This window comes from Jannaschia aquimarina (assembly GCF_000877395.1).
Taxonomy (GTDB): domain Bacteria; phylum Pseudomonadota; class Alphaproteobacteria; order Rhodobacterales; family Rhodobacteraceae; genus Jannaschia; species Jannaschia aquimarina.
In genome coordinates this window covers 54734-81487 of record NZ_JYFE01000048.1, presented here as the reverse complement: position 1 = coordinate 81487, position 26754 = coordinate 54734, and the positions used below count along the sequence as shown (strand labels likewise).

General features: G+C 64.9%; 24 protein-coding genes and 2 pseudogenes. 12 read left to right on the top strand and 14 right to left on the bottom strand.

Features of this window, described 5'->3' with window-relative positions:
- The 3 genes and pseudogenes from jaqu_RS13460 to jaqu_RS22310 all read right to left on the bottom strand — a co-directional run.
- Nucleotides 1–403, bottom strand: a pseudogene (locus jaqu_RS13460) (transposase); the annotation flags it as partial.
- A gap of 118 nt (nucleotides 404–521) precedes the next feature.
- On the bottom strand, nucleotides 522–2588 hold the full coding sequence (locus jaqu_RS13455; RefSeq protein WP_043919503.1) for a DUF4214 domain-containing protein: 2067 nt from the start codon (nucleotides 2586–2588) through the stop codon (nucleotides 522–524).
- A 79-nt stretch (nucleotides 2589–2667) separates the two neighbouring features.
- Nucleotides 2668–5301, bottom strand: a complete 2634-nt coding sequence (locus tag jaqu_RS22310) for a DUF4214 domain-containing protein (RefSeq protein ID WP_043919502.1) — start codon at nucleotides 5299–5301, stop codon at nucleotides 2668–2670.
- 164 nt (nucleotides 5302–5465) lie between these two features.
- On the opposite strand from jaqu_RS22310, the gene jaqu_RS13445 reads away from it, so the two are divergent.
- Complete coding sequence (locus tag jaqu_RS13445) at nucleotides 5466–6398, top strand: glycosyltransferase (protein WP_043919501.1); 933 nt, start codon at nucleotides 5466–5468, stop codon at nucleotides 6396–6398.
- A 3-nt stretch (nucleotides 6399–6401) separates the two neighbouring features.
- Here jaqu_RS13445 and jaqu_RS13440 read toward each other — a convergent pair whose 3' ends face one another.
- Nucleotides 6402–7064, bottom strand: a complete 663-nt coding sequence (locus jaqu_RS13440; protein WP_043919500.1) for an ABC transporter ATP-binding protein — start codon at nucleotides 7062–7064, stop codon at nucleotides 6402–6404.
- Nucleotides 7065–7075: 11 nt separating this feature from the next.
- Nucleotides 7076–8293, bottom strand: a complete 1218-nt coding sequence (locus jaqu_RS13435; RefSeq protein ID WP_236687857.1) for a hypothetical protein — start codon at nucleotides 8291–8293, stop codon at nucleotides 7076–7078.
- An 80-nt stretch (nucleotides 8294–8373) separates the two neighbouring features.
- On the opposite strand from jaqu_RS13435, the gene jaqu_RS13430 reads away from it, so the two are divergent.
- Complete coding sequence (locus jaqu_RS13430; protein ID WP_236687856.1) at nucleotides 8374–9246, top strand: ABC transporter permease; 873 nt, start codon at nucleotides 8374–8376, stop codon at nucleotides 9244–9246.
- Here jaqu_RS13430 and jaqu_RS13425 read toward each other — a convergent pair.
- From jaqu_RS13425 to jaqu_RS13415, 3 genes are read right to left on the bottom strand one after another with little or no spacing between them, the layout of a single operon-like run.
- On the bottom strand, nucleotides 9219–10394 hold the full coding sequence (locus jaqu_RS13425) for a hypothetical protein (RefSeq protein WP_161793871.1): 1176 nt from the start codon (nucleotides 10392–10394) through the stop codon (nucleotides 9219–9221). The genes jaqu_RS13430 and jaqu_RS13425 overlap by 28 nt on opposite strands.
- A 17-nt stretch (nucleotides 10395–10411) precedes the next feature.
- A complete protein-coding gene (locus jaqu_RS13420; RefSeq protein ID WP_052500968.1) occupies nucleotides 10412–12814 on the bottom strand; it encodes a glycosyltransferase in 2403 nt (800 codons plus the stop codon).
- Between the two features lie 50 nt (nucleotides 12815–12864).
- Complete coding sequence (locus jaqu_RS13415) at nucleotides 12865–13830, bottom strand: KpsF/GutQ family sugar-phosphate isomerase (RefSeq protein ID WP_043919498.1); 966 nt, start codon at nucleotides 13828–13830, stop codon at nucleotides 12865–12867.
- A gap of 716 nt (nucleotides 13831–14546) precedes the next feature.
- Between jaqu_RS13415 and jaqu_RS21140 the strand changes: the two are divergent.
- Together jaqu_RS21140 and jaqu_RS13405 are read left to right on the top strand one after the other, a co-directional pair.
- Nucleotides 14547–14986: pseudogene (locus tag jaqu_RS21140) on the top strand (transposase); the annotation flags it as partial.
- A gap of 111 nt (nucleotides 14987–15097) precedes the next feature.
- Nucleotides 15098–15865 carry an FCD domain-containing protein gene (locus jaqu_RS13405; RefSeq protein WP_043919496.1) on the top strand — a complete coding sequence of 256 codons (768 nt, stop codon included), beginning with the start codon at nucleotides 15098–15100 and terminating at the stop codon, nucleotides 15863–15865.
- On the opposite strand, the gene jaqu_RS13400 is transcribed toward jaqu_RS13405, so the two are convergent.
- Entirely contained in the window at nucleotides 15862–16185 is a 324-nt protein-coding gene (locus jaqu_RS13400) for an ArsR/SmtB family transcription factor (RefSeq protein ID WP_043919495.1), read from the bottom strand. The genes jaqu_RS13405 and jaqu_RS13400 overlap by 4 nt on opposite strands.
- Nucleotides 16186–16365: 180 nt before the next feature.
- Here jaqu_RS13400 and jaqu_RS13395 point away from each other — a divergent pair, with 180 nt between their 5' ends.
- The 5 genes from jaqu_RS13395 (at nucleotide 16366) to jaqu_RS13375 (ending at nucleotide 19060) form a co-directional block, all read left to right on the top strand.
- Nucleotides 16366–16743, top strand: a complete 378-nt coding sequence (locus jaqu_RS13395; RefSeq protein ID WP_043919494.1) for an AtpZ/AtpI family protein — start codon at nucleotides 16366–16368, stop codon at nucleotides 16741–16743.
- Nucleotides 16744–16866: 123 nt separating this feature from the next.
- Nucleotides 16867–17580 (top strand): F0F1 ATP synthase subunit A, encoded by a 714-nt coding sequence (locus jaqu_RS13390; RefSeq protein ID WP_043919518.1) that lies wholly within the window; start codon nucleotides 16867–16869, stop codon nucleotides 17578–17580.
- A gap of 51 nt (nucleotides 17581–17631) precedes the next feature.
- Nucleotides 17632–17868 carry a F0F1 ATP synthase subunit C gene (locus tag jaqu_RS13385; protein WP_043919493.1) on the top strand — a complete coding sequence of 79 codons (237 nt, stop codon included), beginning with the start codon at nucleotides 17632–17634 and terminating at the stop codon, nucleotides 17866–17868.
- 78 nt (nucleotides 17869–17946) lie between these two features.
- Nucleotides 17947–18498 (top strand): F0F1 ATP synthase subunit B', encoded by a 552-nt coding sequence (locus tag jaqu_RS13380; RefSeq protein WP_043919492.1) that lies wholly within the window; start codon nucleotides 17947–17949, stop codon nucleotides 18496–18498.
- Between the two features lie 4 nt (nucleotides 18499–18502).
- Complete coding sequence (locus jaqu_RS13375; protein WP_043919491.1) at nucleotides 18503–19060, top strand: F0F1 ATP synthase subunit B; 558 nt, start codon at nucleotides 18503–18505, stop codon at nucleotides 19058–19060.
- Between the two features lie 52 nt (nucleotides 19061–19112).
- On the opposite strand, the gene hrpB is transcribed toward jaqu_RS13375, so the two are convergent.
- Nucleotides 19113–21443, bottom strand: coding sequence for an ATP-dependent helicase HrpB (gene hrpB, locus jaqu_RS13370; protein WP_043919490.1), 2331 nt, complete (start codon nucleotides 21441–21443; stop codon nucleotides 19113–19115).
- A complete protein-coding gene (locus jaqu_RS20725) occupies nucleotides 21440–22147 on the bottom strand; it encodes a DUF3108 domain-containing protein (protein WP_052500967.1) in 708 nt (235 codons plus the stop codon). Before jaqu_RS20725 ends, hrpB begins: the two co-directional genes overlap by 4 nt.
- Nucleotides 22148–22337: 190 nt before the next feature.
- Here jaqu_RS20725 and meaB point away from each other — a divergent pair, with 190 nt between their 5' ends.
- Together meaB and rpmB are read left to right on the top strand one after the other, a co-directional pair.
- Nucleotides 22338–23315, top strand: a complete 978-nt coding sequence (meaB, locus tag jaqu_RS13360) for a methylmalonyl Co-A mutase-associated GTPase MeaB (RefSeq protein ID WP_043919489.1) — start codon at nucleotides 22338–22340, stop codon at nucleotides 23313–23315.
- A gap of 111 nt (nucleotides 23316–23426) precedes the next feature.
- A complete protein-coding gene (gene rpmB / locus jaqu_RS13355) occupies nucleotides 23427–23729 on the top strand; it encodes a 50S ribosomal protein L28 (RefSeq protein ID WP_043919488.1) in 303 nt (100 codons plus the stop codon).
- 18 nt (nucleotides 23730–23747) lie between these two features.
- Here rpmB and jaqu_RS13350 read toward each other — a convergent pair whose 3' ends face one another.
- Together jaqu_RS13350 and jaqu_RS13345 are read right to left on the bottom strand one after the other, a co-directional pair.
- A complete protein-coding gene (locus jaqu_RS13350) occupies nucleotides 23748–24677 on the bottom strand; it encodes a LysR family transcriptional regulator (protein WP_052500966.1) in 930 nt (309 codons plus the stop codon).
- Nucleotides 24678–24918: 241 nt separating this feature from the next.
- Nucleotides 24919–25608: an NAD-dependent deacylase gene (locus tag jaqu_RS13345; RefSeq protein ID WP_043919487.1), complete on the bottom strand. Its 690-nt coding sequence runs from the start codon at nucleotides 25606–25608 to the stop codon at nucleotides 24919–24921.
- A gap of 98 nt (nucleotides 25609–25706) precedes the next feature.
- Between jaqu_RS13345 and jaqu_RS13340 the strand changes: the two genes are divergently transcribed.
- Complete coding sequence (locus tag jaqu_RS13340; RefSeq protein ID WP_043919486.1) at nucleotides 25707–26369, top strand: site-2 protease family protein; 663 nt, start codon at nucleotides 25707–25709, stop codon at nucleotides 26367–26369.
- Between the two features lie 4 nt (nucleotides 26370–26373).
- On the opposite strand, the gene jaqu_RS13335 is transcribed toward jaqu_RS13340, so the two are convergent.
- On the bottom strand, nucleotides 26374–26727 hold the full coding sequence (locus jaqu_RS13335; RefSeq protein WP_043919485.1) for a hypothetical protein: 354 nt from the start codon (nucleotides 26725–26727) through the stop codon (nucleotides 26374–26376).
- Between the last annotated feature and the right edge of the window lie 27 nt (nucleotides 26728–26754).

Genomic DNA, 26754 nt, shown 5'->3' with positions numbered 1-26754 from the left:
AGCTCGGTGTCGGCCGGACGCTTGGATCTGCGCCGACAGACACGCGGATCTATGCCGGCCAGGGCACAGGCCCGCCGCTGTGAGCAGCTCTTCTCCGTCATGGCCCAGTCCACGGCATTCCTCCTCGAACCGGGCCTCAGAAGTTTTTTCCAGGCATCTCTTTCAGCGTGGCCACATCCATCATCTGCTCGGCCAGCATCTTCTTCAGCTTCGCATTCTCAGCTTCCAGTGCCTTCAGCCGCTTCGCATCGGCGACCTCCATGCCGCCGTACTTGCGGCGCCCGTTGTAGAAGGTCGCATCGCTGATCCCATGCTTGCGGCACAGGTCCGGCGTGCTCATGCCCGCTGCATGCTCCTTCAGGATGCCAATGATCTGCGCTTCGCTGAAACGGCTTCTCTTCATCTCCTGTCTCCTCAGTTGGAGAACAGCCTAACCTCAAATCGAGGACGTTTCAGGGGAGCAGGTCAGGGGCCGTAAAGATCGCGGCACGCGACGATTGCTTCGCCCCGCGGCATCTGCCTCAGGCAAGCAGGATCTGATCATCGGCCAGATCCGCCGCTCGGACCCCGATCAGCGTCACTGTCAGATCATTAAGCTCAAGAACGGCATCTTCTCCGATCTGCTCGAAGGCCCGCCTCGCAGAGGTCTCGTCGGCGAATCCGTGTCCGGACAGATCGATGCTGTCCCACGCCTCGAAATCGAGGACGCGCACCGTCCCACTTGCGTTTTCGCCGAACTCAAAGACATCCGATAGCGCGCCGCCGAGCATCACATCGTCGCCGGACCCCGCGCGGATCGTGTCGTCCGTCCCCAGGCTTCGGATATAGGCGATTGCATCGTCTCGCGTTCCGGCGACAAACTCGGCGCTTTGGGCAAATCCACGAACGATCTCCGCCCGGTCGGCACCGCTGTCGAGCCGCGCAGTCCAATTGGCCAAACCGGTCGCATCGCCTTCGCGGTCGAGGACGTTCCGATAGAGTTGGCTGACAAACTCGCGGTTCGAAAGCGATCCGTAGGTGGCCTGGAATTCCGGGCTCGCGATGAAGCCGGTCGCGACGTCCAGATACTCCGTCCCGCCGGCCAAACGTCCGGACCAGTTCGCGAGGCCCTTTGCGTCGGGATCGCGATCGAGGGTTGCGCGGTAGAGACGATAGACGTCGTCCGTCCACGCTGCCGCATCGCTTTCGATCGCATAGGTCCGAGCCGCCCCCGCAGTGTTCGAGACGAATTCGGGGCTGTTGCTGAACCCGACAAGCACGTCCGCCCGGTCCATGCCCGATTGCAATCGCGCGACCCAGTTCGCGAGCCCGGTCTCGTCGGCGGCCCGCCCGAGGACATTGAGGTAGAGCTGTTCGATAAAGGCTTGATCCCCGAGTGATCCGTAGACCGCCCGGAACTCGGGTGCGCCGATGAACGCCTCCGCGAGTTCCGCATCCGAGAGACCCAGAAGCAGCCGCTCGCTCCACGCGGCGAAGCCGGCGGCGTCCGGATCCCGATCGAACGTCGCGCGGTACATGCGGTAGACGTCATCAGCGACGTCGAAATAGCCGGCAGCAAGCGCATCACCAACAAGAAGGTGATCGCCGTCGGCGTCGGTGATCTCGTCCGACCCGCCACCACCGACCACGATCTGAAGCTCGGCACCCTCATCCGCGAGAAGACGGTCGTCTCCCTCCGAACCCCGGACCACCGATTCTATCGGTGGCGCAGCTTCGTCGGCGATCGCATCGACCTTCACGTTCTCGTCGGCGATCGTTGCGGATGCAGTAATCGAGCCGTCAATCTCCGCGCCGGTGAACGTCACGGTATAGTCCCCGCGGGGCAGAACCATTTGATATCCGCCGCTATCCCAGGTGGTCGTCGTGAATGTCCCGGCGGATCCGGTCGCCGTGACGGTGATACCGTCAAGGCCCTCGCCGATATCGTAGAAGTCGTCGCCATCCAGATCGTCGATGACAACGCCGACAAGCTGGGCTTCGTAATCAAAGCGGTTGCCGAAGTTCTGCGTCACGACCCATGGGCCGACTTTCAAATCCGGACCCGTCTCCTGCGCGGCGATCCCGATTTCGGTGTAGCGCGTCGACATGATGTTGTTTCGGTGGCCAGCCGGATCTTGGATGCCGTCCCCCATGGACTCGAAGTTTGGAGTGAATTCGGTTTCTCCTGAGTCGAAGCCCCAGTCGATGAAGAAGCCCGCATGGCCCTGAACCGGATCGTCGGTATGGGAATACACATTCTCCGCCGCCGCGTTGTACCGATATCCGGCATCGCGGATCCGCTCTCCCATCGAAGGGCCGTCCGGGAACTGATGGGTCTGCGCTTCTTCCTCGACCAGGCGTGCCGTGTGCCCGGCCGCAGCATCGGCAAGCTTGCCGTTCCACGCAAGAGGCGCAACCGGATCCAGGGCGCTGAGCTGTTGTTCATAGGCCCTGACATCGACCCCGAAGTATCGCATCGCGCTTGCGACATTCGACTGAACGCCAGGCCCGACCGCGTCGACGATCTCTCCCTCGGGATCACGACGCGCTCGGTTCACAAGCTCGAGCATCATCTGTTCGAAGTCGGTCGGTGTATGTGTCGTCGACATGAGTTCACGCCTCTCCAAGCTCAGGCCGACACCACACGCAAATCTTGACCAGACCGTGGACGCGGCCTGCCAAAATGGTTCAGAATGTCAGCATTGAGTTGGAGATTTCAGCGATTTTCGTCGAAAGAAACTCCACCTCGACGCCACGATGGCTGAAGTGCACATCTTCGCCGACCTGAGAAAAGCGCGCGCGGACATCCGCCGCCCGATCGTATCCGAATCCTTCGAAATGCAGGTAATCCCAGGGTTCAAGATCGATCACGACATCTCGTCCATCGTCTGTGGCGTCGAAGATGAACTGATCCGCACCGTCGCCGCCGATGAGGATGTCGTCGCCTTCGCCACCCTTCAGCACATCATCGACCCCTTCCGCACGAATCCATTCGATCAGCGTTTTCTTGGAAGACGCGATGAACTCGGGGCTTTGAACGAAGCCCTGAACGACGGTCTCGCGAGACATTCCGCTCTCAAGCCGCTCAGTCCACGCGGCCAGACCCTTGGCATCGGGATCGCGGTCGAGAACGTTGTTGTAGAGAAGGGTGACGAATTTCCTGTCGTTCGTCGGGCCATAGACCTTCTCGAACTCCGCGCTCTTCGTGAAGCCGCCGACCACGTCGATGAAGGGCATCCCATCCGCCAAGCGGCCGCGCCATGCATCGAACCCCTTTTCATCCGGTTCACGGCCGAGAACGGCCTGATAGACACGAAAGATGTCGTCCGAGAACGATTGGGAGAGAGGGCCCGTTCCGAAGCGTGCGGCGTCATTGGCCGTTCCCGACTTGAACTCCGCGCTTTCGCTGAACCCGACAACGACCTGCGCCCGATCCATCTGTCCGCTGCTCAGGCGCTGGGTCCAGTTTGCAAGGCCCGCAGCATCCGGCGCACGACCCAGCACGTTTGAATAGAGAAGCGTCACGAACTCTGAATTCGTGGCATCGCCGTAATCGCGCATGAATTCCGGCGACCCGGTAAAGCCTGCGGCAACCTCGCGGAGGGTCGATGTCCCTTCGACCAATTCGTCGACCCACCTGTTCAGGCCACGGACATCGGGCTCTCGATCGAGCGTGGCCTGATAGAGCCGGTAGACGGTCGATGCGACCGGATCGAAATCCAGATCCTCGGCATCGCCGATCAGTCTGTCATTTCCCTCGCCACCGCGCAGGGTATCCGCACCCTTGCCGCCGGAAAGCTCGTCATTCCCTTCCTCTCCGACCAACACGTCGTCGCCCGCCCCTCCGGAAAGGGCGTAGTCAATTGGGTCCGGGTCGAGGAGTTGCACATGGTCGAGCCCGCGCAGATCCTGAATGTCGAAGTCATCCGGGGTGAGCATGCCGCGGTGACTTGAGTAGATCCGCAGGGCCTCACCATCGATATAGATCATTGCGCCGTTGGATTTCCGGTCGATCTGGACATCGGAGATATCGTAGAAGTTTCCCATCGCCGACAGATCGAGGCGATCCACGCCGGGCTCGAAATCCTCGATCCGGTCCAGGTTTCCGTCCCGCCCGATAATGAAGAGGTCCGCGCCGGCGCCGCCGTAGATGGTATCCTTTCCGTTGCCGTCGATCAGGATATCGTCGCCGGCGCCGCCCCTTGCCTCATCACCCCGATTGGCGAGTTCGATGAACTGGCCAACCCCGGGTTCCGCCCTCAGATGCGTCAGGCCAAAGGCGCCGTCGGTCCCAGCGCGCTCTCCCGCGACATGGAATTCAAGGCCGCCGTTCCGCGCGAGCATGGCGAAGGCGGTCGGATCGGCCAGCGCATCTGTCAGCCCGTGCTCGATCGTGGATTCGTGGCGGAGTCGGCCGGTCGGCAGGAGCTCCAGCAGGGTCATGCCGTCGTCTCCACCGGCGGCAGCCACCCAGATACGACCGCCGGTCTTCACGACCTCAAGACCGCCCATGGCGTCGAAACGGGTCGCCTTGTCATCGGCGACGATATCTGTCGGGACGAAAGCGCCGTTTTCCTCGATCCGCAGAACGGCGATATGCCCGGAATTCGGAGCGCCCACGATCACATGAGGCTGTCCGCCAAGATCGACGACTTCGAGCTCGGTAGGTGTGTTCAGGGCAAGGCCGCCCCGGGGATCGATCCGCGAGACTTCCGTCAGAGAACCGTCGCCCCGGACTTGCAGCAGAGTGACGGAATCCGAAAAGGCGGATGTCACGACGATGTGGGGACGCCCGTTCAGCGTCACCGGTTCGATGTCATGCACATCGTTGCCGAGGAAACTGTCGAGCTGCGGGCCCTGCTCAAGCGCGCGAAGGGTCGTTCCGTCCCGCTCCCAGACGTTTAAACCGCCATCCGTCCGCGAAGAGGTCACGAAGCGGTCGTTCCCGAGGGGCACGAACTCGAGGACCGAACTCGCCCCCGGATCGCCCTTCATCCTCCACGTATCCTGATCACCGAAACGACCTTCATCGGTGAGTTCGATGACCGCGACCTTGCCGTCGTGGCGGCCGTGGATCAGAAGGGTCGGTCTTCCATCTACCTCGGTGACCGTGATGCCCCTAGGGGCGTCGAACCCGCTGGATCCGTCAAGCTCGATCCGCTCGAGAAATCGGCCATTCGCGTCGCGAAGGGTGACTCCGTCGGGACCTGCCTGGACCAGACGCAGGCCTCCACCTGTCCTGATGGTGGCGAGTTCCGTGGTGAGGATCGCCTCGTCACCCGCCCCCTGGTCGATCGTATGGCTGTGCGTAAGAGAAGACATGCTGGCCCCGCCTGAATTGACGGGGGCAGGAGTGAGGGCGCGAAATGGAGCCAGCTCGCCGCTCTGCCGGCGAAAGCTGGTCGATTGCAAACAATAACGCTAAAGACCGAACCGATCCGGGAGGACGCTCACCCCGCCCGAAAGCGCCGAGGTCGTTTCAGGACATGCCGCCCACTCCCCGCGTGACGATCCTGATGGCGACGCGAAACGGGGCCGCCCATCTCGCCGCACAACTCGCGTCGCTCGAAGCACAGGATCACGCGGCCTGGGATCTCTGGGTTTCCGATGACGGCTCGACCGACGAGACCCGCAAGATCGTGGCGAACTTTTCCGAGGCGCAGGCCGGCCGCCGAACCGTTCGCCTTGTCGACGGACCCCGGCTGGGGACGGCGGCTGCGAACTTCCTTCACCTCATGTGCCATCCAGACTTGCCGACCGACCGACCTGCCGCGCTTTCGGATCAGGACGATGTCTGGCTGGCCGACAAACTGTCCCGGGGGCTTACCGCTTTGGAGAGGGGAGGTCCGCTCTCTCTGTACGGGGCGCGGGCAATCCTGACGGATCGAGACTTGCGGCAGATCGGAAGCACGCGGCAAATTCCGGCCCCGCCTTCCTTCGCGAACGCCCTGACCCAGAACATCGTGCCCGGCTACACCGCGATCCTGTCGCCAGCCGCGTTAGACCTCGTGCGCCGTGCGGGCCCTCTGCCGGATGTCCCCCACCACGATTGGTGGCTCTATCTTCTTGTTTCGGGCGCAGGGGGCGAAGTGATCCACGACCCCGCCACCGTCGCGCTCTACCGGCAGCACCATACCAATGCGATGGGCGCCCCAAATGGGCTGCGGGCATCCGTGAACCGGGCTCGGCGTGCGCTTTCGGGCGAATATGCAGGCTGGGTCGAGGCGAACCGCCGCGCATTGGGGACTGTGGCCCACCTGCTGACACCCGAGAACAGGACCCTGTTGGAGGCTCTCAACGGGATCGAGGCCCGGAACGGCGCCGCACGGCTGAAAGCCCTGCGCGCCCTGGGCCTACGTCGTCAGAGCAAGCTCAGCGATGTGGCCTTCGGACTTGCCGCACTCCTCGGACGGGTTTGACCTTCAGGCATCCTGCTTCATCGCCTGCTGGTGATAGGCGATCCCCTCGTCGACATCGTCGAAATACCGCATCCGTCCTCGCTCCAGGACTGCGACGGACGTGCAGATCCGGCGGACCTCGGGCATGGAGTGGGTGACCATGACCGCTCCGGCGTTTTCCAAGCGCTCTCGCAAGTAGCGCATGCTGTTCTCACGAAACGCCGCGTCGCCGACGGCCGTGATCTCGTCGATCAGGTAGATCTCGAAGCCGATGCCCATGGAAACGCCGAACGCCAGACGCGACTTCATGCCCGAAGAGTACGTCCGAAGCGGGAACCGGAAATGCTGCCCAAGGCCGGCGAAATCCTCGACGAAGTCACAGAGCTCGTCGGTATCCACGCCGTAGATCCGGGCGATGAACCGCGCGTTCTGCAACCCTGTCAGATCCGGGTGAAACGACCCCGCGAACCCGACAGGCCAAGAGACGGCACCGCTTGTCACGATCTCGCCGGTCGTGGGCAACATCGTCCCGGCGATCATCTTCAAAACGGTGGATTTTCCGGTCCCATTCCGGCCGAGCAGACCGACGACACTGCCGGCGGGGAACCTGGCGGTCACGTTCGACAGAACAGGCTTCCCGCCCCCGTCCAGGTCGAAAGTCTTGGAGACGCTCCGGAATTCGATCATCGCCGGCCGCGCTAGCGACGGTCACGAAGGGAATAGATGATCAGCACGAGGATCGACCACGCCAGGAACAGAAATCCCGCAATCATCGCCAGCAGCAGAACGCGCCGTGGATATTCCGGCGTCTCGGCAAGCGTCGGCAACGTATAGGCGGCGAGATATCGTGTCTGGCGCCGCGCCTCGGCCAAGGCGCCGTCATAGGCGGCGAGGGCTGACGTATAGGCTGTCTCTGCGAACTCCCGGTCCACCGCGAGGCGCTCGTATTCCCCGACGAGATCGGCGAAGGCGCGGCCTCCGGCACTCTCGCCTCCGAAGCCCAGCTTCTGGCGTTCTGCTTCGATCCGGCGCTCGATCACCTCGAGCCTGCGGCGAGCCTGTTCAAGCCGCGGATCACCCGAACTCGTCTGATCTGCCAAGAGATCGATCTCGATCAGAGCCGTCGCCTGTTGTTGCTGAAGATTGCTCAGCAGACCGGCCTGGCTTTGCAGATCCAGTTCCGGATTGACCAACTGATTGCGGTTCCGGAACAAGGTCAGTTGCTCGCGCGCAGTACGGAGCCGTTCTTCGGCCTCGGTCAGATCGTCTCGCGCGTAGCGGATCGAGTCGTCCCGCGCGATCGCACTGATGTCGTTCACGATCTGCGAGGACCGCTCGAAGAGCGCGTTGGTGATGACGAACGCATCTTCCGGGGTAAAGGCCCGGACCTCGATCTCGAGCAAGCCCGGCCCGGTGCCATAGGCGGAGGTTACCATGCGCCCCCAATAATCCACCAGTTCCTCGATCGGACCTTCCGCTGGCAAGGCGAAGACGGGATCGGAGTCGGGCTTGGACCACATCGCCCGCAGATCCAGTTCCGCGTCCAGATCGGCGACGAGCCGTTGGCTCTGGATGAATTCGTAGAGAATATCCGTGTCCGTCGAAGACGAGGACCCGGACAGGCTGGAGAGCCCACCGAGCAGATCGAGCGCGGATCCGCTATCCTCTTGCCGGACGGAGAATCCGACGCGCGACGCGTACTGATCCGCCGCAACCGCCCAGAGATACCAGGCGGCCACTGCGACCGGCACAAGGACGAGCGAGAGGAAACTCGCGATCAGAGCGACGTGGCGAAACCGCAGGCGGCTTGCGCCGACCGGCGGGGGCACATCGCTGATGTCCACCGCGAAAGCCGCGGACGGCCCCTTCCGCAAGGCGGGACTGGTCTTTCCGACCTTCGGTGTTGGAGCGTTCACTGCGCACCCCGCCTGCCAAGAGAGCAAGTGGGTATATATTCTGCGCTTTCGGGCCGGCACAAGTCTGCTAGACGAGGCACGTGAAAGACGACGTCCTTCCTCCGCTTTCTGGGAGACCGCCGCGCGCGCCATCCCTGCCTCGCCCACCGCGGCTGCCGCACAGCGTCGCCCGCGCACCCGCCAAGCGGCGGTTTCCGAGCGCGCGCGCGATCTTCGCGCTGATCCTGCGAGAGATGTCCGCGTCCTACGGCCGATCCCCAGGCGGATATCTCTGGGCAATTCTGGAACCGGTGGCGGGGATCGCGCTGTTGACGTTCATCTTCAGCGCCGCGTTCCGGTCGCCCCCCCTCGGGATAAGTTTTCCCATCTTCTACGCGACCGGAATGCTGCCGTTCCTGCTCTTCAACTCGACGACCAACAAGATCGGCTCCTGCCTGCGTTACTCGAAGCAACTGCTCGCCTACCCGACCGTGACCTTCGCGGACGCGGTGATCGCGCGGACCCTGCTGACCGTGACGACGCAACTCATGGTCAGCTATCTGCTGCTTTCGATGTCGCTGCTTCTGTTCGACACGCTCACCAGCCTCAACCTCGCGATCGTCCTGCAAGGCTATGCGCTGGCCGTCCTTCTGGCGATCGGTGTCGGAACGCTGAACTGCTACTTCACTACCCGGTTCGACATCTATGGCCATGCCTGGGCGATCCTGACACGGCCGCTGTTTATCATATCCGGCGTCTTCATTCTTTACGACGGCATTCCCGAACCCTTCAAAAGCTGGCTCTGGTGGAACCCTCTGATCCACGTGATTGGGCTGGTCCGCCGCGGGTTCTATCCGAACTACGACGCCGCCTACGTTTCGGTGACCTATGTACTGGTTTTCTCGCTGATCCCGCTCGCTTTCGGGCTCGTGCTGCTGCGCCGCAATTACCGCGACCTGCTCGACCGCCTGTGATCCCAGATCGCGTGGGCGAGCCGCGCGCGCGTCCAGACGCTCGGGCGCCGGATCAACGCATCGAGTTCCGTGAGAGTGTCGAGCCGCGCGACGATGGCCTCGTCCCATTCCGATCCTGTCGCTCGCGCGTGCGTTGGTGCGGGTGGAAGCGGAGGCAGACGTTTGCGTGCCGCCCTTGCGGCTGCCGAGAGGCCGGCATCGAGAGAGTGGCACAAAGTGCGAAACGCCTCTGGAGAGCATCGGTCCACGCCGGGGATGAATGGTGTCCGGAGAGATGGGGAGGTTTCTGTCCAACTCGGATCGGCCAGCAGATCTGCCTTTTCATCCTCGCTCCCGATGCGGAGCAGCGCCGCCCTCTCCCGTTCCAGGACATGTCGGAGTCTCTCACCGTGCCGAGGCTCGATGGCCCAGGGTCGTTCGCCTTGTGCGGGCGGGCACCAGCGACCGAAGGCGAAGTCGACGACCGGCCCGTGCCCCGACGGCCGCAGGTGCCGGTTTCGAAGAAGAATCTCGATCAAGGCAGCGGGCACGGACCGATTGCTGTCGATACCGGTCGAGAGGTCGAGGCCGTAAAGACCGGCAAATCGAGCGACGACGTCAGGTTGTGACCGCCCGAACCGAATTCGGACACCCGGGATGGCGGACCAGCGCTCCAGATCGGTTCCAAACGTGAATGGCAGCCGTCCATGGGCCAGCCAGCGATCCATCGTCCCGGCTGTCCAGACGCCCCATTGCCAGAAGGCGGCATTCGCCCAATCGGCAGGGGGCCGCAGGAACGCGACGACGTCGATGCGCGGATGTCCCAGCTTTGCCAGGACCTTTCCGAATGCATTGTGGCGGACCAGCCATCCTTCGGAGGACAGGATCGGGATGCGTCCGATGCGCGTGGCCCGATCGAGCGCCTTCTCGAAAGCGGGGAAGACGGGCGATGACATGTCCCCGGCCTTGAAATTCGGCCACGAGAGATAGCCGTAAGGCGAAGTCCCGGCTGCCGACGCGATCGGTCGCCCCGCTATGAGGTGTTCGCCCCTGAGAAGCGCGCTGTATTCGTAGCGCCGACCATCCGTATCGGTCAGGACAGGGTGTCTCGACAGCGCCGTCTGCAGTGCCGAACTTCCGCATTTCGGGGCGCCGAGATGGAGGATCATGCGTGGGGGATCGGCGGTCATACCGCGTCACCTTGGGCAAGGACGGCAGCGAGGAGAGTCTGCGCATCGGTCGCGGGGTCGCCATCGAACGGCAGGGCAATCCCGTTCGGTGCCGTTTCCACGGCGTCACCCTGAGCGCCAAGTGCGAAGGCCAGGACCGGCATCCCGGTGGACAGGGCCTCATGCGTGGTGAAAGAAAACGTCTCGGGCCAGATGGAGGGGATGGCCCAATGGGTTATCCCGTAGCGTGACACCAGGCCCGCCACGTCGCCCGGCCGGTAGCTGCCGTGGCACCGGGCCGGTTTCGGGAGCGCGAGACCCGGATCGAATTCGCCCAGGACCACCAGCCCCGCGCCTTTCTGGGCAAGCCGTCTCGCCAACTCGACTACGATGTCGGCGCCCTTGTGCCGGCCGATATTTCCCAGCACGCCGATCACAGGCCGCCGACCGCCGGAAACCTCGATCCTCGGCAAGGGTGCGACCGCATGAGGCCGGACCTGGATCCGGCTTTTCAGATCCGGCCAAACGGTTCCCACGATCCTGCGGCTGCTTTCGGAAAAGACCGTGATCTCGGCTGAACGGAGCAGCCGGCCCCATGCCGATTGCCATTCGGAAAGGCCAAGCAGCCGTCCGTCCCGTGTCTTGAAGCAATGGGCCGGATCCTCGGCCACGGGCGTACCGGTGACAGGGACCCCCCTGAAGACGCCACGATGATCCAAGAGCGTGTAGGACGGCGAGATGGGGAAATAATCGTGGAACAGGACTTCGACCGGATGCGCTCCTTCTGTCTCGTCGCCCTGCGCCGCAAGCCTCAGGAGCAGATCGGGGATGTCCCGAGGCGACCGATCCCCAACGCCGCAGGAATAGATGATCCTGCGCCTCTCGAGCCGGGACATGAGCCCGGCAACCAGCCCAATGTCGTCCGTCAGTCCCTGCGTGATCCCGACCGGGGTGTGAAGCTCCAGACGGAAGCGATGGCCCTGACCGACGCGCAGGACGACTGCGACGCCGTCGGCCTCGATCTCGCGGCGCAACCACGTCTCCGCGCCCCCTCCCATCGCGTGGGCGAGGTAGACGGGAACCGCCTCCGGAACCGTCACGGCCGCCCAGTCCAGAGCCAGTGCGAGACGCGCCGTCGTCACCGGATCGTCGCGCAGGAATGTCTGTACCTCGTCGTCATAGTCCGGGTATCGGCGGCTGATCTCCGCGCCATTGCGCTCCAGAAGGCGGGCCTTTGCCGCCGCGCCAAACGACGCGCCGCTTCGATGCTCCACGAAGAGCGAAGGCGTGACGACATGGCGCCCGCCGATTGCGCGGGTTTTCTGACACCAGTCGGTTTCTTCCCCGTAGCCCCGTCCGAAAGCCGGATCGAACTCCGGGACCCTGCGCAGAAACGCGGGCGCGAGGGCCATGCAGAATCCGACCCCCGTCGGCGCCTCGATCGGACCGGACAAATCCGCGGCGCTTCGGTCGAGCGCATCGGCAACTCCATCCGGTAGCGCAGCGGGTGCGCAGATGACCGGGACAGTGAAGATTTCCGCGTCATTCGAAAGCGGAGTCACCGATGCGACGGTTTCGTCCGCCAGAGGCGCCAGGAGTCGGGTCATCCAGCCCGCCGGGACCATCGCATCCGAATTCAGCAGGACGACCGGCACCCCGTCGCGTCGGTCGCGCGCGATGGCGAGGCCGCGGTTCACGGTCCCGACGAAGCCGAGGTTCTCGGCGTTCCGTATCAACGTCACCTGCTCTCGCCCTTTGGCCCATGTGCGAAGCGCCGGGAAGACATCGGGGTCGGGTGAAGCATCGTCGATGAGGATGAGGTGCCACGAAACATCTGTGTTCGCGGCGACGCGCTCGAGCGCCTCCAGCGTCAGGGCGAGCGCGCCATAGACCGGCATGAGGATCGTGACATGCTCGAAAGGCGAGGCATCCGGCGACGGAACAAGGACGGTCGGGTCGAGAAGGACGGCATGGCTTGTCGGGACCAGTCCGAGACGCTCCTTCACGATTTCCCGCGCACCCATGTCGCCGTGGCTCTTCCATCTCAGGATCGTCGGCGAGAGCCGGACGAGGTCGGCGAGATAGGGGAGCCAAAGCCGTTGCCGCGCCTTCGCGACTTCCGCATCGTCGAAATGGTGCAACGGGCTTTGCCGTCCGTCGAACGCGATCATGGCGTCGCCCGGTGCCCAGGGCAGATCGAGCGCGAAGGTCCGATCCGGTCCCGGGAAAGCGACATCCTGCATGCCTGCCAGAGACAGCATCACCTCGCGGGCCGCGCTGCTGCCTTCGACCCTCAGCCTGTTCTCGCGGAGCGTCACGCGCACGACCTGATCGGCATCGCCCGCTTGGTTCGAGGTCCGTTCGAGATGCAGCTTCGCGTCGGCATATCGCCGAAATATGCGGGACAGGCGGCCGATCATCCTGAGCTAGATGTTCTTGACCTCAACACGTCCCAACCGTCCCGCACAGATCATGCGACCCCTGCGCGGAGCAGGTCGTGAATATGAAGCACTCCGATCGGCCGCCGCTCGTCATCCACCACAATCAGGGCACCGATCTTGTAGGTGTTCAGAAGCGCCAGCGCTTCGGGCGCAAGCATCCCGGGCGGCGCGGTGACCGGTGTGCGGTTCGCGATCTCGAAGGGTTTCCGGTCGAGCAGCCCGTCCATGTTCCGCCTCAGGTCGCCGTCGGAGATCACACCGGTCAGGACCCCTTCGGCATCCACCATAGCCGCGAGCCCGAAGCCCTTCGACGTCATCACGAGCAAGGCGTCCTGCACTGCAGCGTCGCCTGTCAGGATCGGGATCTCATCGCCCTGATGCATCAGATCCGCGACGGTCCGCATCTGCGATCCCAGCTTGCCTCCGGGGTGAAAGACGCCGAAATCTTCGGCCTTGAAGCTCCGGCTCTCCATCAACGCGACCGCCAGCGCGTCGCCGAGCGCCAACGTCAGCGTCGTCGATGTCGTGGGGGCCATTCCGATCGAGCACGCTTCGGGGAGACGCGGCAGGGTCAGCCGGTAATCCGCCGCACGCATCAATGTGCTGTCGGGATTCGAAGACAGCCCGATGAGTGGGATCGAGAACCTCTGCGAATGGTAGACCATGTCGCGCAACTCGGTCGTCTCGCCCGAATTGGAAATGAGCAGCAGAATATCGTGCCGCGTCACCATCCCGAGGTCGCCATGGCTCGCCTCGGTCGCATGGACGAAGTAGGCTGGCGTCCCGGTCGACGCCAAGGTGGCGGCGATCTTTCGGCCGATATGTCCGGACTTGCCGACGCCCGAGACGATCACGCGGCCCTCGGCCCCACGGATCAGTTCGACGATCGCTTGAAAGTCGTCGGGTAGGTTGTCGGACAGCGACAGGACGGCCTCGCCTTCGAGACGAAGCACCCGCCGGGCGGCATCTGTTGCGGTCGCGGATATCTCGGACACGGGATGATCCTTTTCTTTCGGAACCGACAAGGTCCTCTGAGCATGGTGGCCATCTCCGCCAAGGAGAGTCGTCGCCCCGCAGCGCCGGTTCGGCCTCCGTCTATGCGGTCTGCGCAGCGAAGGCCAACGGGGTTTTGCGACATTCCGGGCCGGTGACAGGCGGATCGATGTCGAACCTTCCCGACGGGCCGAACCGATCATTGCAATTGGGATCTGACCTGCAACAGGGATCGACCAGTCAGAGTTTCGACAATCTGCGGAGCCGGAACGTCGCCCATGCCGATAGACCGGGAATTCTGCGTCAATCTGATCCCGAGCCTCCTGGCCAACACCGTCAGGAAACACCTGGATCCAACCAATGGGGTCAGAGCCTAGGCTTGCGATGTCTGGTGATCCGTTCTGGCTGAGCGATGGGCAGTAGTCGCGATTGGAGCGCTCGCTGCCGACGGATGATCGGGGTCTGGCGCGAGGGGACGACCGCAGGGTGATCTCGGGCGGCGACACGCTATGGGCGCGGTCTTCGGCGCGGTCCTGAAACACAACTTTCTCTGAGGTGCCGCGCCCGCCGTGGTGCTTCTCATGGCCATCGGTCTTCAACGTACTGCTGTCTTCGCTCCGAGGAAGCTGGCGCCGAAGCTATACAGTATTCCCCCGATGTCTTGGACATCCGCGCTACCGAGAGTGCACTGGCAGTCGCCACTGGTCCGAAAGAGCCAGTGGACGGGAGCCATATCGGTGATGCACTAGCGCTACCCGAGCCGCTTGGCCAGATCCCGATTGGCGAAGAGATCGACTCGGTGACCGTCGACGGTGCCCATGACACACGCAAATACCACGATGCGATTGCAAACCGTGGCGTTCACGCCGTCATCCCGCCCGCAGGAATGCGAAGCCGTGAAAGACCTTCCCTGCCGGAGCCATGGCCCGAAACGAGGCCTTGCGAGCATCGAAATACCTCGGCCATGCGCTCTGGCGACGATGGAGCGGATATAAATGCCGGAGGCGCGTCGAGACGAAGATGCATTGCGTGAAATTGCTGGGCCAGCGGCTCATCGCACGGGACTTCGACCGCCAAGTTGCGGAGCTCGAGGTCCGTATCGCCAGGCTCAACGGCTACACCGCTTTCGGGATCTTTATCACAGAGGCCATGGAATAGGTCTGTCCGGGGAAGGGAGAAGCCCGGCCATCAAACGATTTGTGCAACCGAGCCGGTTGGAACCGGCCCGTGCGTGGTCATATCTTCTGACCAATTCCAGCGGGGTCCAACATGCCGTTCAAGAAGATCGAAGCCGAGAAGCTTGCCTCCGCCGTCGTGCGGCAGGTCGAGAACCTGATCTTGCGTGGTATCCTTCGGCCCGGCGATCGTCTCCCGGCGGAGCGGGAACTGGCGGAACGTCTGGGTGTGTCCCGACCGTCCCTCCGCGAGGCAATCGCCGAACTATCCGAACGAGGCCTGCTGGAGGCCCGGGCAGGTGCCGGGATCTACGTCGCGGACATTCTGGGCGGGGTCTTCTCGCCCGCTTTGGTCCGTCTGTTCCAGAATCATGACGATGCGCTTCTGGACCACATCGCATTTCGGCGGGACATGGAGGGTCTGGCCGCGTCCCGCGCCGCGCGGCAAGGCAGTGAAACCGATCTGCGGGTCGTCTCTGAGATATTCGCTAAGATGGAGACGGCCCATGCCCGCCGCGATGCTGCCGAGGAGGCCCGGCTCGATGCGGATTTCCACATGGCCATCGTCGAGGCCAGTCATAACGTCGTCATGCTGCATCTCATGCGTGCGATGATGGACCTTCTGCGCGAAGGGGTCGTCTACAATCGCGCCGTCATGTTCCGCCAGCGTACCACCCGGGACACGCTGCTGGACCAGCACCGCGAGATCGAGCGCGCGCTGCGTCTGCGCGATCCAGAGGGCGCCCAAGCCGCCGTCGAGGGGCATCTGGACTTCGTGCGTCGCTGTTTGATCGACCAGCGCGAGGCGGATCGCCACGAAGAGACCGCCCAGCTTCGGTTGCAGCAGGAAGGTGCCCGTTAGCTCTCCAGCCGGGTGACGAGGTCTTCCAGCCTGTCGAGGTCCAGGCCGTCGAATTGCCCAAAGGCCTGCATCCAGATCGACGCCTCGCGCAGCGCATCGGGCTCCAGCTTGCACCAGACCACGCGGCCGCGCCGCTCTTGTGCGATCAGGCCCGCTCGGGCGAGCACGCCGAGATGCTTGGAGATCGCCGCAAGACTGACGGAAAATGGCGCAGCCACGTCCGTTACTGCCATGTCGTCTTCCAGCAACATCGACAGGATCGCGCGCCTTGTCGGGTCGGCCAAGGCCGCGAAGACGGCGTCGAGATCGGGGGCGGACATGACTTCGCGATGCCGTCAGGGATACAGCGCGTCAAGAATGTTCAACGGTTCGGTTGAATGTGCCGCATGGGTAGGTAAGGAAGCTGCGGATGATTAAACACTTGATATAGTGACGTTTATCGTCGCGTTGACTCCTCCCGCGCGCGCCCATAGACCCCGACCCGATACATGGGGGAGCCTATGCCCACCGACCCCGATGCCGAACGGCTGCGCGCGCTCAACGAGCGCCTCGCCGCCGCGAGGCCGAAGGAAAGGAAGGCCCACCAGCAAGAGCATTATTCGCAGGCGCAGCTTGCCTGGCGGATGGTTATCGAACTGGTCGCAGGTCTGGGGATCGGCTTCGGCATCGGGTACGGCCTCGACGCCGCCTTCGGCACGCAGCCGTGGCTGATGGTCGTGTTCACCCTTCTCGGCTTCGCGGCCGGGGTGAAGACGATGATTGCCTCCGCCAAGGAGGTGCAGGGGCAGGCGGATCTTCGGGCCGCCATGGAACATCCCGGCGCAGGCGCGCCGGACGGCAAAAGCGGCGCCCGTGCGCCGGACGACAAGGACGCTTGAGCGATGGAAAACGACGCCACCGACGACGTCACCGCGGGTGAGGTTCCCGATACCGAAGCGGCGGTGGATGCCGTTGGCGTGACGGCCGAGGCCGACCACGGCGGCGGCCTCAGCTTCCATCCGATGGATCAGTTCATCGTCAAGCCGCTCTTCGGCGATGCCGGTGATCCGGTCTACTGGTACACGATCACGAACGCGACCTTCTGGATGCTGCTGACCGTGGCTTGTGTCGCGCTTCTGCTGATCGTGGCGACGCGCGGGCGCGCCATCGTCCCGTCGCGCGGGCAGTCGGTCGCCGAACTCGCCTACGGCTTCGTGCACAAGATGGTCGAGGACGTGTCCGGCAAGGACGCCCTTGTGTTCTTTCCCTACATCTTCACGCTGTTCCTGTTCATCCTGTTCTCGAACTTCCTGGCGCTGATCCCGACGTCCTTCTCGCCGACGTCGCATATCGCGGTTACCGCGGTGATGGCGGTTGCGGTCTTCGTCACGGTGACGGTGGTCGGCTTCGTAAAGAACGGGACCGCGTTCCTCAGCCTCTTCTGGGTATCCAGCGCGCCGCTTGCGCTGCGCCCAATTCTCGCGGTGATCGAGGTCATCTCTTACTTCGTGCGTCCGGTCAGCCACTCGGTTCGTCTTGCGGGTAGCATCATGGCCGGTCACGCCGTCCTCAAGGTCTTCGCCGGCTTTGCCGCCCTGGTCCTGGCTGCGCCGCTCGCCATCTTCGGCGTCGTCGCGATCTACGGTCTCGAGGTGCTGGTCGCCGCGATCCAGGCCTACGTCTTCACGATCCTCACCTGCGTGTATCTCAAGGACGCGCTGCATCCGCATCACTGACGCGGACCGGATCCCAGAACATCCAATCTTCCAATCGTAAGGAGACACCCCATGGAAGGTAACGTCGCAGAAATGGGCCAGTTCATCGGCGCGGGCCTCGCAGCCATCGGTTCCGGTGCCGCCGCCATCGGTGTGGGCAACGTGGCCGGCAACTTCCTCGCCGGCGCCCTGCGCAACCCGTCTGCCGCTGGCGCCCAGACCGCCACGCTCTTCATCGGTATCGCCTTCGCCGAGGCCTTGGGCATCTTCGCCTTCCTCGTCTCGCTGCTGCTGATGTTCGCCGTCTGATCCAGACCGCGTAATCCTTGCGAGGGGCGGGGGGCCAAGCGGCCGCCCGCCTTCGACACCATTCACTAGGGGACTGACATGGCCGATGTCGCCGCCACCGAAGGGGCTTCCGCCTGTGTGAACTCGATCGGGAACGCGATCGGGATGCCGCAGCTTTGCGACGCCTGGTTCGGCAACCAGATCTTCTGGCTTGTGGTCACCCTCGTGGCCATCTTCTTCCTTCTGACCCGCGTCGCGCTGCCCCGCCTGGGCGCCGTGCTGGCAGAGCGGACGGGCACCGTGTCCAACGACCTTGCCGCGGCCGAAGACTTCAAGCGTCAGGCTGAAGAAGCGGAAGAGACCTATCAAAAGGCGCTCGCGGATGCGCGCGCGGAGGCGACCCGCATCGGACAAGAGGCGCGCGACGCCATCAAGGCCGATCTCGACGCGGCCATCGCCGACGCGGACGCCCGCATCGCGGAACGCACCTCCGAGAGCGAGGCGCAGATCGCCGAAATCCGCGCCGGCGCGGCGCAGTCGGTGACCGAGGTCGCCAAGGACGTCGCGGCTGAACTCGTTCAGGCGCTGGGCGGTTCTGCCGACAAGGGGGCGGTCGATGCCGCCGTCGACAGCCGTGTGAAGGGGGCCTGAGCCGATGCGCTATCTGATCCCGATGATCCTGCTCGCCACCCCGGCCGCTGCCGCGTCCGGCGAGTACGGGTTCTTTTCGCTGCGGAACACCGATTTCGTCGTCTTGATCGGCTTCCTGATCTTCATCGGCATTCTGCTCTATTTCAAGGTGCCGGCGACGCTGATGGGCATGCTGGACAACCGGGCCGAGCAGATCCGCAAGGAACTGGACGAAGCCCGCGCAATCCGGGAGGAAGCGCAGTCGCTGCTGGCTTCCTACGAGCGCAAGACCCGTGAAGCGCAGGAACAAGCGGACGACATCGTTGCCAACGCCAAGCGGGAGGCCGAGGCCGCCGCGGCTCAGGCGAAAGCGGATTTGGAAAGCTCGGTCGAGCGTCGGATCACGGCAGCCGAGGACCAGATCGAAAGCGCGCGCAACGCCGCGATCAAGGATGTCCGCGACCGGGCCATCGCCGTCGCGACGGCCGCCGCCGCCGAAGTGTTGGCCAAGCAGATGTCGTCGGACGATGCCAACAAGATGATCGACAGGTCCATTGAGACGGTGAAGGACCGTCTGCACTAGAGCTTTCTGGATCCTGCAACGGATTTAGGGCGCCTTCGGGCGCCCTTTTTTGTCAGCCCCGCCGCTTGGCTCTAAGCGTCGGATCGGCTTGTGTCGGATCTTCGGGCCAAGGGTGCTTTGGATACCGGCCGCGCATGTCCTTGCGCATGTCCGCGTATCCTCCCGCCCAGAACCCGGGCAGATCCTGGGTGACGGCCACCGGACGCTGACCGGGCGACAGCAGCTCCATCCGCAGCGGCTGTCCCCCGACGCTTGGATGGCGCGTCTCTCCGAAGACTTCCTGCACCCGAAGCGAAACGGTCGGAACCTCGCCAGAATAGTCGATGGGAACGGAGCGTCCGAGCGGTGTGCGGTAGGCAGAGGGAACCGTCCTGTCCAAGGTCTCGCGTTCGGACCAGTCCAGCCAGCCGAGCAGGGCATCGGACGGATCCAGGCGGGCCAGATCGTCCGCGCTGCGGACGCCCCCGAGTGCAGGCAGCAGCCAGTCCGCAAGCGACGTCATCAGCCCGTCATCCGTGACATCGCGCAGACCCGACACCCCGATCCGGGCGCGCACCAGGCGGGCCTTCGATGTCCAGTCGAGGGATTGAAGCCCAAGTTTGCGCACCCCTTCCAGAGCCGCGGCGGCGAGTGCATCGCGAGGCGCGTCCTTCCAGATCCTGTCATCCAGCGCGATGGCGCCCAGACGCTCCTGCCGGCGGGCGAGAACGCGGCGCTCGCGCTCGGACCATTCGCATATCTCGACCCAGCCGATCCGGTCCGCGAGGACCTCGCGCAGCTCCGCTTCACCGATCGCAAGCGCGGCTCGCACCTGCGCTTCGCTTCCCTCACCATCCAGATCCGCGGCGACGATCAGCCGGGCGCCGGCCAACGGCTCTCCGTCACGCATCCATGCACCGCGCCCGCCCGAGAGCAGCCACCGCGGGGCATCGCCGGGCCGCCGCAATCCGACCCGATCCGGATAGGCGAGCGCCAGCCGCTGGGCATCGCTGCGCGAGGGCCCGGCCTCGAAGCGGCGCAGCCGCTTGGCCTCGGCGCGCATCTCCGGTGTCATCGAGGCCTCCGACAGGTCGACCTCGCGCGATCGGCCCGCCACCACCGCCGCCAGCCGCGCCGCGCCCGGTCCCCCCTGCAGTAGCAGATGCGCGACCCTTGGATGAGCCGGCACACGGGAGAGCGCGCGTCCATGCTCCGTGATCCGCCCGTCGGCCAGCGCATCCAGATCGGTCAGCAACGCGCGGGCCTCTGCCAAGGCGCCCTCTGGCGGCGGCGTGAGGAACGGCAGGTCCTCGGACCCCCAGGCTGCGATCTCCAGCGCCAGCCCCGCGAGATCGGCGCGCGCGATTTCAGGCGGGGGGAAGGCGGCCATGCCACCCTCTTCTCCCTTCGTCCAGTCGGCATAGGCCACACCTGGCGCGACCCTGCCCGCCCGGCCCGCCCGCTGCGCGGCTTCGGCCTTCGTCACCCGCTCCGTGACCAACCGCGACATCCCGGAGGCTGGATCGAACCGCGCGCGCCGGGCCAGCCCGCCATCGACCACGGCACGGATGCCAGGAATCGTCAGCGACGTTTCCGCGATGGACGTCGCCAGCACGACCTTGCGCCCCTGTCCCGGTACCAGCGCGCGCCGCTGGTCCGCATAGGGCAGCGCCCCGTAGAGCGGCCGGACCTCCGCCCCGCAGTCCGACAGGAGGGACAGGCACCGCCGGATCTCTCCCTCGCCGGGCAAGAAGGCCAGCACGTCGCCCTCTGGCACGTCCTCCAGCGCCTGACGTACCAGCCCCGCGACCCGAGCCTCCAACCGCAGAGAGCGGTCCGCCGGTCGCGGTCGCCAGCGGCGCTCGACCGGATAGCTGCGCCCCTCGGAGGTCACGACCGGCGCGTTCAGCAGGTCCGCGACCGGCTCCGCGTCCAGCGTGGCCGACATCACCACGAGCTGCAGATCGGGCCGGAGTGCCGCCCTTGCCTCCTGTACCAGAGCCAGCCCCAGATCCGCGTTCAATGAGCGTTCGTGAAACTCGTCGAAGATCACGGCGCCGATGCCGGGCAGTTCGGGGTCGTCCTGAATCATCCGCGTCAGGATGCCCTCTGTCACGACCTCGACCCGTGTCGCGTCCGAGACGGCGCGATCCCCTCTCATCCGGTAGCCGAACGTCTGGCCCACCTCTTCGCCCGCAACCTCTGCCATGCGGGTGGCGGCGGCGCGCGCGGCGAGGCGGCGGGGCTCCAGCATGACGATCCGGCCCTCGATCCGGTCAAGCAGGGCAGGCGGCACGCAGGTCGTCTTGCCCGCGCCCGGTGGCGCCTGAAGCACCGCGACGCCCTGCGCATCCAGCGCCGCCAGAAGATCGGGCAGGGCGTCCTGAACCGGTAACTCGCTCATCTCCGACGCAGCACCGCGTCGCCCAGCGAGGTGGGCGCCCGCAGCTCGATCACTTCCATCCGCCCGTCGCCCCGGGGCGCGTAGGTCAACGTAAAGCGCGTACCGTCCCGTTCGGCCATCTCGTCGGGAGGATAGCCGGCCAGACGCTTATATGCCGCGTCGCACAGGATGGTGCCGTCCGACCCCGCGCGCCGGTTCGACAGGTCCAGCCGGGATACCCGCCGCCCGTCGAACAGGTCGAATCTCATGCCGCATGCGGCATCCGGCGACATCGGCCGCAAGATCGCCCATAGCGCGGAAAGCGGGTCGCTCACGTTACGCAGACTGCCGGGGTCGACGTCCCATGGCTCGGCGGATGGCGCGGGGGTCAGCGACACGTCGACGGGGCGCCCACCTTCGAACGTCATGGACGCCGTCTTGCGGCCCGAGCGTTCAACCTCGACCTCCGAATAGCTGTCGGCCCGCAGCGCGCCGCCCATGATCCGGCCGCGCGCCGTGCCTTCGTAAGTCTTCTTGACCAGTGCGCGTGCGACCCCGGTCGCCTGCGCAGTGGCGCGGACGGCATAGCGTCCGCCCGTTTCCTCGGCGCTCAAGGCAATCTGACCCCCGGTGATGCCGCGCAAGGACATATCGAAGCGAGCCGTGAAGGTTTCGGCCCAGGCTGGCATTGCAAGAGAGAGCAGGATCGGCAGCAGATATCTCATGGTGTTCAATTACGCCCTTCGCCGCTTGGGGGACAGCACGTCCCTCCGGGCGTGGCGATCTGGGCTGCGCCTGCGCGAAAACACTCCGAAGGGTCTGCTTCGGCGACGGCAAGGCCCACGCTCGCGCGGTCGATCCCATGGCTCGCGGCCCGACGATTGACCCCACGCCTCCCCCGCGCCATCCAGCCTTATGGACGACTTGCTTCAACCGATCCTCGACGGCGATCGCCGCGCCCTGTCCCGCGCGATCACATTGGTCGAAAGCACGCGCCCCGATCACCGCGCCCGCGCCGCCGCATTGCTCGACGCGTTGGCCCGGAATGGACGGCAGGCGCTTCGGATCGGCCTTTCCGGCACGCCCGGCGTTGGCAAGTCGACCTTTACCGAAGGCTTCGGCACCATGCTGACCGATCAGGGCCTTCGCGTCGCGGTGCTGGCCGTCGATCCGTCCAGCGCCCGGACAGGAGGGTCGATCCTCGGGGACAAGACCCGGATGGAACGGCTGGCCCGAGATCCGAACGCCTTCATCCGGCCCAGCCCGTCGGCGACCCATCTTGGCGGCGTGGCGCGCCGCACCCGCGAGGCCATCGCCTTGTGCGAAGCGGCGGGGTTCGACGTCGTGCTGGTCGAGACTGTGGGCGTCGGACAGTCCGAAACCGTAGTCGCACGGATGACCGATCTGTTCGTCCTGCTGCTCGCTCCAGCGGGCGGGGACGAGTTGCAGGGCGTCAAGCGTGGCATCATGGAGATCGCCGACCTGATCCTGGTGAACAAGGCCGACGGCGATCTGAAGGCGGCGGCGAGCCGCACCGTCAGCGACTATTCCGGCGCATTGCGCCTGATGCGTCAACGGCCGCACGATCCCGAGGGGTTTCCCAAGGCGATGCCCGTCTCCGCCGTTGAGGGGACGGGTCTGGCCCAAGCCTGGGATGAGATGCGGACCCTCGCGGACTGGCGCCGCGAGCACGGACATTGGGATGCCACCCGGTCCCGCCAGGCCGCCTATTGGTTCGAGGAAGAGGTCCGCGCCGGCCTCATGGCGCGCCTGACCGAGGATCCGGCGACGCGCGACCGCATGGCAGAGCTTGGCCGCGACGTGGCCGAAGGCCGGACCGCGCCGGCGGCGGCGGCAAAGGAGATGCTCGACGCATTGTCCGGACCCGCCTGAAACGTTTCCAAGGCGGCCCGTTGACAAGCCTCCACGGCTGACCTATTCCGCCGCGACCGCCGGGCGCCCGCGCCCGGCATCCGTATTTCTCGAACCCGAATAGGTGCCCCCATGTCGCGCGTCTGCGAACTCACCGGCAAAGGCCCGATGGTCGGCAACAACGTCAGCCACGCCAACAACAAGACCAAGCGCCGCTTCCTGCCCAACCTGCAGGACGTGACCCTGCAATCCGAAACGCTGGGCCGTGCGTTCAAGCTGCGCATCTCGAACGCCGCGCTGCGGACGGTGGATCACCGTGGTGGCCTCGACGCCTATCTCGCCGCCGCCAAGGATGCCGAGCTGTCGCCGAAGGCGCTCAAGATCAAGCGCGACATCCGCAAGTCGTCCGACACCGCCGCCGCGCTCGAAGCGTAAGCGACGGTCAGGCCGCTGTCAGGGGCGCCTCCAGGCGCCCTTTTCGCGTTTTGCGGGTTCGTCGCGCCGATCCGTGCGGACCTGATCCATGATCCACCTCACGAAGGTTTTCGTCCGTGCCGACGGCCGCTGCGGATCCGTCAGCACGTGATAGCCCAGCCCTTCCTGTCTCAGAACGCAGATCCGCTGAAGCGACCCTTCGCGCACGTCCCGTTCTACCAATGTGCGGGCCTGGAGACTGACCCCCAACCCCTCCTTCAGCGCCGACAGGACGAGGCCGTTCAGGTTCAGTGACGTGACCTTCAGGTCGTCGATATCTACCCGGACCTCGGACAGCAGCGCTTTCCACTCTCGCAGGTTCCGGTCCACCAGCCATGGCAGCCCGGCGACGTCCTCCACGCATTCCGCCTGCAGCCCGTCCAGAAGGTCGGGGCGGGCGACGATCCAGAATTCTCCGTCAGTCAGCAATTTCGCGTCGTAGGGCGGCCACGGTCCCCGTCCGTAGCGCACGGCGACGTCGATCCCGTCCCGCCTCAGATCGGTCAACTCGATCGCCGGAGAGATGTTGATCTGGATCTCGGGGTGGCGCGCCCAGAAGTCGCCCACCCGGGGCATCAGCCAGTTCGTCGCGAAAGCAGGCGTGACCGAGATCGTCAACGGCCGCGCGGCATCGTCTGCCCGCAAGCGCGCGATCCCGGCGCCGATCGTCTCGAAGCCCTGCGTCAGCGCCTCGGCCAAGACCTTGCCATCCTCTGTCGCCGCGATGCCGCGCCCGTCGCGGACGACCAGTGTGCGACCCAATTCCGCTTCAAGTCCGCGGACATGCTGCGCGATGGCGGCGTGGGTTACGTTCAGCGCGGCGGCCGCGCGTGTGAAGCTGCCTTCGCGCGCCGCGGCCTCGAAGGCGCGCAGGGCGGCGAGGGACGGCATGTGCAACCAATCGATCATGATAGTCCAGCTTACATGATGAAATTCGTATTGGTTAGATAGAATCATCTCTGCATGGCAAGTTCATTTCATCACCCGTAGGAAAGGGCCATGAGATGTCAAACAGACTTACGAACATGCTTCGCCGGATGATGCGCGACACCGGGACTCGGCAGGGACCTACGCATGCCGAGATGATGCACCAGCATGAACGCCGTAAGGCCGAGGAGCTGCGCCGCCAGTTGGGCCGCCGCTTCCCCTACTAGGCGGACGCATCGCCGATCAGCCCGGCGACCCAGGTGGGAACCACTTCGGTCGCCGGGCCTTCGCGCACCTCGTCGAACCGGCCGCCCGACGCCTCCAGGTTCAGTTCCAGCGTTCGGGCGCCCGACAGCCGGGCCATCTCGACGAAGCCCGCCGCTGGATAGACCTGTCCGCTGGTGCCGATGCTCACGAAGAGATCCGCGTCCGCCAACGCCGCCTCGATCCGCTCCATGTGGTAGGGGACCTCGCCGAACCACACCACGTCGGGGCGCGTGGCGGGCGCCGCGCAGGCCGGGCAAGGATCCCCGGGCGCCATAGAGGCAGGCGCGTCCCATCGGGCCCTGCAGGCGTGACAAAGCGCGCGCGACAGCTCTCCGTGCATGTGGATCACGCCCGACGCGCCCGCCCGCTCCAACAGGTCGTCGATATTTTGCGTCACCAATGTCACGTCAGCGCGGCCGCTCAGCCGGGCCAGGGCGTCATGCGCAGCGTTCGGCGCGGCCCCGGCCATATTGGCCCGCCGCGCATTGTAGAAGTCGTGAACCTTGGCCGGATCGGCCGCAAAGCCTTCGGGGGTTGCCACCTCACTCAGGTCGTAGCGCGTCCAGATGCCGCCCATGTCGCGGAAGGTGCCCAGTCCCGACTCCGCACTGAGTCCCGCCCCTGAAAGTACCACGATCCGGTCCATGTCCCTTGCTTCCACGCTGCCGTCCGACCGTCCAGAGCCTGCCATCAAGCGGTCACAAAGCAGAGGCACTGCGAAACGCACGCGTCACGAGGATCCAGATGATCGACCGTCACGAAACTCCGATCGCCCGTCTGCCTGGTCCGTGGGGCGTCCCGATCGATATCGGTCCCAGCTTCCTGATGCTGGCCGGTCTGCTGATTCTGACGATGCAGGACAAGGGTTGGGCACTGGTCTTCGTCGGCCTGATCGCCCTGTCGATCCTGCTGCACGAAATCGGGCACGCCTGGGGCTGTCTGGTTCAGGGTGTGAAGGTCCACCGGATCATGCTCTGGGGTGGCGGCGGGTTTTGCCAGCATCAGATCACGCGCGATGCCCTCAAAGATGAACTGATCGTCGCGATGGGGCCGCTTACGAACCTCGCCCTCTGGGCGATTGCGTCGCTCTTCGCGCCGCAGGTGATGATGACCAACCCCGAGGTCGGCGCGTGGATGTCGATTTTCGCATCGATCAATCTGACGCTCTTTGCGCTCAATCTGATTCCCGTCCAGCCGCTCGATGGCGGGCGGCTGTTCCACCTGGCCATGCTGCGCATCCTGGCGCCGCGCGTCGCGATGCAGGTGGCCGGATGGGTCGGCCTGATCTGCGCGATCCTCTGGATCCCGGCGATGTTCCTCGCCTGGACCCAGTTCGGCTTCCTGCTTCTGTTCCTGCCCTCCATCTCCGCACATTGGGAGATGGCAAAGGGGCGCGCCGTCGCCTGATCCGTCAGATGGCGCGGCAGGACCGTTCGGCCGCAGAGACGAACTGTTTGTAGCGCTGCCAATACACTTCATCGCTGGCGCGATCGGACTGACGCACTTCCTGCGCATGATGCGGATCTTCGAAGAAGCGGACGGCGCGGACCTGTTCGGACCGGCTGAGCGTCGCATTCGCCGCCGCCTGCACACAACCGCAAAGCGCCCGGTTGGCTGCGCGTCTGTCCGACGCGAGACATGCATTCTGCAACGGTCCGGCCGAATAGGCGCGGCTGATCGTGGACATTGTCACGTCGTTGGACCGGCCGCCGCCACAGGCGGACACGGCCAGAACGGCCCCGATCGCGAGTAGGAACTTCGTCATCGTACTGCCCTGTACCATTGTTGGTAT